This is a genomic window from Bartonella sp. AD328YNZD, assembly GCF_042196425.1.
This window is the reverse complement of sequence record NZ_JBHIQG010000499.1, coordinates 1-1,350: the sequence shown is the minus strand read 5'-3', so window position 1 is coordinate 1,350 and position 1,350 is coordinate 1. Positions and strand designations below refer to the sequence as shown.

Below are 1,350 nucleotides of genomic sequence, written 5' to 3'. Positions count from 1 at the left end.
GAAATTGGTGTAAAGCTACAAAAGAAATGGGTGACATATGAGGATGATCCAGAGCTGTTGGGGCAAGTTGCCGGCAGTTTGGCAGAAGGAGAGCCCGGAGCGGCACGCGAAGTCGCAAAACTTGTCTGGGCTCTCAAAGATGATGAGCAGCAAGGGGCTTTCTTTCCGGTCTATATCTTACAAGATGGCGTTTTGATTGATCAAAAATCGCCCTCACTCCTTGAACCGGCCATGCAAGCCATTGCGACGTACGACCGCGCCCATGGGCATTATATCGTGGGGGGATGCCGTGTAAGTGCATTGGGAGCAAATAACGGTTGCCAAGTGTTTAGCATTCAAGAGGGAGAAGCCAATATCAATGGTTTTAAACGCAAACGCTTAGCAGCTTTGCGCCATGAAGAGATGGAAGATTTTTCGACAAGCGTTGTTCCTAGCGAAACGCATATTTTTTCGCCCCCAAAAGGGAAAACAAGCTTTACCTTTAAACCCTATTATTTTCCTCTTGCTGATATTCAGTCTCTTTTGTTGACAAAAGAAAAAACCGTTACCGTCACCCGCGGTGCCGTTGCCGCAGGGCGTGATGGCGTGCCGGATAAAAGCATCACCGCGTTTATCAAAATTGTTCAAGGAACTAAAGAATTTAAAGAAGGAACGGATTTTAAAAAAACCGGAGACACCATTGATTGGGCACCGGTGGGAGACGAACCTTTAGCAGGGAGCAGCTATAAGGTGACTTATCGCTATCGTGCAAAAATCACGGCTGATAAGGTAACAGCGCAGGAAATTACAGTATCAGGGGGTGCGGAGGGTGGTGATATCATTGTCAGTTACACTTACAAACTCCCCCGCATTGACCGTATTGGTCTCAACACAGGGGGAAATGTCGTCTATATCAAAGGGATTTCTTCAGACCAACCCATGGCACCTAGTGTCCCTGATGAGGTGTTGTCGCTCGCAACCATTACCAACAATTGGCTTAGTACCCCCCTTGTGGTCAATGATGGCACCCGTGTTGCCCCCTATGATGAGATGTGGCGCTATTTTCAACGGGTGCTTTCCCTTGACCGGTTGATGCAGTTAGAGCGCATTAAAAGCAATGTAGACTCTAAAGAGCCCGTTGCCAAAAAAGGCATGTTCGCTGATCCCTTTCTTGATGATAGTTACAGAGATGAAGGCTTTCAACAAACGGGAGCTGTAGGCAACGGCATTTTGCAGCTTGCCATTGACCCAACATTCTATACTGCTCCTTTAAAAGCGCCTGTCACCCTTGACTGGACAAATGAAGTGATCATTGCGCAAGAGTTGACAACGGCTTGCGAAAAGATCAACCCCTATCAAAATTTTGCACCC

The 1,350-nt window shown here is 47.3% G+C and carries 1 protein-coding gene; it reads left to right on the top strand.

Annotation, left to right across the window (positions count from 1 at the left end; translation table 11 throughout):
- The coding region (locus ACFIO3_RS13185) for a DUF4815 domain-containing protein (protein ID WP_375704606.1) at positions 1-1,350 on the top strand (1,350 nt) is incomplete at both ends.